Source organism: Stenomitos rutilans (assembly GCF_059505485.1).
On record NZ_JCACKR010000042.1, the window covers coordinates 1 to 4769 of the forward strand.

At 46.4% G+C, this 4769-nt stretch carries 4 protein-coding genes; 1 reads left to right on the plus strand and 3 read right to left on the minus strand.

Annotated elements, in window-relative coordinates; translation table 11 throughout:
* Nucleotides 1-320 precede the first annotated feature (320 nt).
* Nucleotides 321-650 carry a hypothetical protein gene (locus AC5JLP_RS07235; RefSeq protein WP_496067250.1) on the plus strand — a complete coding sequence of 110 codons (330 nt, stop codon included), beginning with the start codon at nt 321-323 and terminating at the stop codon, nt 648-650.
* A gap of 367 nt (nt 651-1017) precedes the next feature.
* Here the strand turns inward: AC5JLP_RS07235 and cas12k are convergent, their stop codons facing one another.
* The 3 genes from cas12k to AC5JLP_RS07250 are packed head-to-tail and all read right to left on the minus strand — an operon-like array spanning nt 1018 to nt 4580.
* The gene (cas12k, locus tag AC5JLP_RS07240) at nt 1018-3117 is read right to left on the minus strand and encodes a type V CRISPR-associated protein Cas12k (protein ID WP_496067251.1); all 2100 of its coding nucleotides are present in this window, start codon (nt 3115-3117) and stop codon (nt 1018-1020) included.
* Nucleotides 3114-3695 carry a TniQ family protein gene (locus AC5JLP_RS07245; protein ID WP_496067252.1) on the minus strand — a complete coding sequence of 194 codons (582 nt, stop codon included), beginning with the start codon at nt 3693-3695 and terminating at the stop codon, nt 3114-3116. The genes cas12k and AC5JLP_RS07245 overlap by 4 nt, the downstream gene beginning before the upstream one ends.
* Before the next feature lie 30 nt (nt 3696-3725).
* Nucleotides 3726-4580, minus strand: a complete 855-nt coding sequence (locus tag AC5JLP_RS07250; RefSeq protein ID WP_496067253.1) for an AAA family ATPase — start codon at nt 4578-4580, stop codon at nt 3726-3728.
* Nucleotides 4581-4769: the final 189 nt, after the last annotated feature.

Below are 4769 nucleotides of genomic sequence, written 5' to 3' on the forward strand. Positions count from 1 at the left end.
AGACTATCCTAGAGTCACCACATTTCACTCTTTTTGTCAATGCGTAAGTTCTAAAACCTTTATTTGTCAGTTTTAAAGGTTTAGTGTCCAAAGCTGACGAAATATAGGCATTTCGGAACTTCTAACTCGTTAAGTTAGGTTCTGAATGGTTTTAAAGGTTTAGTTTCCAAAGATCCTTTTTCATCAGCTTTAGGAACTTAACTAAGCGCGATGAAGCGATTGATTTGTGAGATCGCAGCGCTCCTTTCAACCCATCAAATTTCTTTTGAAGATTCAAACTGTGCAAAGAATAACCACTAAGAAACCTATGTTTAATCGGTGTGGGCAGACATCGTTGTCAGTCTTTCAACCCGTTTAGAGCTGAAAAGGCATTTGCGTCTGAGGGACTTTTGCAGTCTCGTCAAATCAATCAAACTTTCAACCCGTCTAGAACTGAAAAGGCATTTGCGCCTCTGGCAACTCAATTCCTTGCACAGCCAATCTCTCTTTTGCTATTGCGTTTTTGGCATAGGGAGCCAAAGCTTTATGCTTTCAAGCAAAATTTTTTAGATTTTGGTCTTGAACGCATGAAAGCAATAAGTGGCAAGCAATTCACTTTTGGCAACCGTTCCGGGAATTTAACCCTTGCTTTAGTTTGCCAAAAATTGTAGAAGGGTTCCTCCTTGTTCGGAGGCGATTTAGTAGCTGCCCATACACGTACTCCTGTATCCTCGTAGCTAGTGGCAGGCACCACAACTGCGAAAACATGGCTTCCTGATGCTAGGCGCGACCCTGCACCATATCTGCAAGAAACTTGCAGAAGAAGAAGACAACTACCAAGGGCGGAAAGCAATTAAACTGCCCTGCACTTTACACCGACTCTCAAAGAGAGCGGCGCGCTATTGGAATATTATTTTTTCAAGGTACAAAACTCGTTTTGCCTGTAATATTCAGGCGGCATAAGCCGACATATAGCAGTCCTAAATCATTTGTGAGATTGAGAGGCTTTGTGAGAAAGGATTCCACTGGAATCCTTTCTCACAATCCAAATAGGATCGCTATAGCAACCTGCTTAGCTTTCTGTTGTGGTTCTCCCTGAAGCGGTTGTTGCCCAGTGATTACGGCAATTCCTTTCCTGGCTGCCCGTTCACGAATGCATTGAATCAATCGGCTGTAACTCCAACGATGAATGGTGATGCGAAGCTGCTTGGCAAAACCCTCTTGAAGCTCTTTTTGGGCTGGATACCTGCGTCTGGCTCTTGCTTGAATATCAGATTCCAGAATTTCCCTAATGTGTTTCAGGTCAGGAATCACAATGGTGCTCGCTTGCGACTTAAGCGCAAAGTTTACCAGTCTCGATGCTAGTAATCGTTCTACGTAAAGACCCAAGCTCGATTCAGAAGCATTCTCCCGATACTGACCCTGCTTGTACTCTTCTGGTCGCTTAGTCAGGTTGCGCTGTCGTTGCAAGTGCAGTTTGTTGATTAGTCGCCAGTCTGCAAGTTTAAGTTGAAGGGTACTACGTTTTCCTCGTTTCACTTTAACATTCTTCACAGTTAGAAGTTGCTTTGCGTTTTGAGTATTGAGGATACTTCCAGTCTGAAGGTCAACCACGCAGGCAGTAAGGAGCGTTTGAGGGTTAAGACTAACCCCAACTACTATCAAGGGATTCCCCTGATAACGGCTAGTACTAGGGCGATGAGGGGCGGAGTTCTCCAATCGAGAAAGAGTTGTTCGCAAACGTTTAACATGAGAGCGTTGAGTAGCTGACAATTCCAGTTCTTGCAGTTGCTGCTCACTCAACGCCTCCTGTCCTTTCAGGCTCTTAAGCGTTTCTTGCCTTTTTTGCTGCCTCACTTCTTCAGTACCTTCGGCTGTTTGTAGACGAGTGTCAATATTGCAGTGCAGGTAAAGTCGGTGAGTTTCCCAAGGATTGCCACCAGAGGACTGAGTTTGCTCAGAAACTGGTTTGTGATGGTGCTTTTGAGTATTAGGGCACCAGAGGAGTTGAGCAGACTTCAGGATAAACAATCCTTGAGAAAAACGTTCTTTCTCAGGTGTTTGGAAGTGAAACTCGTAATCAGTCAGAAATTGACGAGAAATGGGTAACTGTCGTCGGTCACATTGAACTTTGAACATTGCGTTTCTCAATCCTTTGAAGCGAACACAAAGCCTGTCTGACGAATTTTTCTTCTTACGATTTTTTGCTGTCGCTATCTTCTGCTTTAGTATGAATTCCAACTCGTGTGGAGCAGAATTGTGTACCTCAACTGACCAGATAAGATCATCGGCACTACCAAAGATGATTGGGTAAGGGAGGCTGTTGTATGGCTCAATTTGCTTCTGCTCCTTCAGAATGGCTACGTTAGCATCTGTGTGACCAATTTCAACTGAATCAGGAAGGGCAATAGCAGCCAGAAGGCTCTCCAGATAACTCTCTCCATTCGGATCTCTTCCCTTGGGCAACCGACTTTCGAGCTGCCTTTCAAGGCGTTCAATTTCAATCTTTTTGCTTTCGAGCTGTTGAGCTAAGCTCTTTAGGTCTTTATCCTGTTCGTTAACAGTTAGGTTGTTCTTAAGCAGATGGACAATTGCTCGTCGTTCTAGAAGATTATGCGTCCCCTCGAAGCGGTCAAGCAGGAACCCCAACAGAGTAACTCTAGCTTTTGGTTTATCGCGGCTTTGATTGCCTAGACTACCAATTCCCCTAGAATTTACCAGATCCAAAATTTCTCTTGCCCTTGAACAAACTTCCTCCTGGCTAAAACTTGTTGTTTGGGCAAGTTCGTTATCACTCTCGATCACTTCTACCCATTGCTTCTTCCCCTGAAGCCGCCAGCGCCGTTTCTGCTGCTGCTTAAACCAGGCTTTATAGACATATTGAGTCATCAGCACAGCAGATGTGCGGAAACGGCAGGGAAGCGCGGCAGACATGTCTGCTGTAAATTCTTCAATGAGCTTTTCGATCGGCTGCCGGGGTATATCCCCTTTCGATTGCCACTCCTGAAATTGTGAATGATTAGCGACTTCAGCGAGCAAATGATTAACTAGGAGGGTATAGGACACCATCGCTTCCCAGAAGAATTTGCGGGTTGTCTCATCTCCGCAGAGACAGCATCGAATTGTTTTTATCGTCATGGTAGGAACTCCCTGCAAATCAACTTACTATCCTCATTTGGGCTAGTCCATTCCCCAACCTTCTTATACGGCTTTTGCTTCTTTGCCATCGATTGAAACTGCATGCCGCATTTCTGGCACTTCCCTTGTGCCCATTCAACGGGCAGCGGGATCTTTTCATCGCAGGCAGGACAGCGCGAAATGAGGCGAAGCTGGTGGCGGTCGCACCCCTCGCTTGATTCAAACTGCCATGCTACCCGGTGATAGGGGGCTTCGGCATAACAGGTTCCACATAAGCGTGTAGAACGATTGACGCTTGGTGTGCCCTTCGATGGAAACATCGCCAGCAAGCGATCTGCCTCTAAGCCCACCAGCTTACCCATTGCTGCCAATTCTTTGTGATCTGGAAATGGATTAAAGCGAAACTTTTCCCACCGGGAGAGAGCAAAGCCCAGCCCTGCCGCAATGCTCAACCCGGTTGGGGCAGAGATGCTATTCAACTCACACCGTCGAAAGCGCCCGAAGTAATGGCTGATACTTTCGCCTTCATACGGCTCAACTTTAGCAATCCAGGACAACACAGCATCGGTTTCAGCCATACAGTAAGCTCCAAAAGGCAAGAGGGTTCTTTAAAGTGTCACAGCGCTCATTTGCCCATCTAAGACTTCATGAATGATCGGTTCAGCTAGCCTGCCTACCCCCTTCTTTAACGCTTGAATCGCAATTTTCTGTAAAGCGTCATTCAAGGGACCAGTTTGCCCACCTGTCTTGTCCTGCAACTTCTTCAACACATCCTCAAGCAGCAAATCAGACTGCTCTGACCATCCCAAAAAGTCGTTTGCCCACGTATCTACAATGGAAGCAGTCTGCTCGATCGTCAGAGCAGGAAAGGCGTAGAAGGATAGGAAAGAGTTGTGAACCTGTTTCCACTCTGATTTGAGTTGGTCATATAGAGACCCAGTCCCGATGAGGATAACTGGAATCTGCAGCAGTTCATGGAGCTGAACCAATTCTCGTAATGCCTTCAGCTTCAGATAATGGGCATCATCAATAACGAGGAGTTTAACGCCATACTCTTTTAAGGTGGCTCGAACACGTGCTCTCAAATCGCCGATGCGTCCCATCTTCAGGTTGCGGTGAAGAGCCTGGAGAGCCTCAACAAATAGCTGGGCTGGAGTGCAACCAGACGGTACTCTGATGTAAACCATTGACACTGGTAGCAGGAGCACCGCACCCCGATATTTAACCTGTTGTAGTCTGTAAAACTGACAAGATTCTGAAACACCCGAGCGATGAGAAGACAGAACAATGCCACAGGTTTTTGCATCGCGCTGGTTGCCCAGCCACGTGTGGAAAGCTTCATCCCGCTTTGTGGTGATGAAGGGGCTGCCATTGCTAATACGCTCAATTTCAGCGGCAATGTTAGAGGGCGCGGGACGAATCTTTAGGAGTTGATCTGGAATAACTTCGGGTAGTGCCATCATAATCACCAGTTAGTCTGCAAATGCTGATTCCAATCGGCAACGGCTATGGTTGCTTCGCCTGAAGGCTGATAACGCTTACGCTGAGGCTTTGTCTCATTCGTAGGGCTTAAAGGCGTTTCTGTATTGGCATTCTAAGTACAACTCGTTGTTGAAGGGGGTCGGAAATCGATAGGATCATCCTAAAGACTC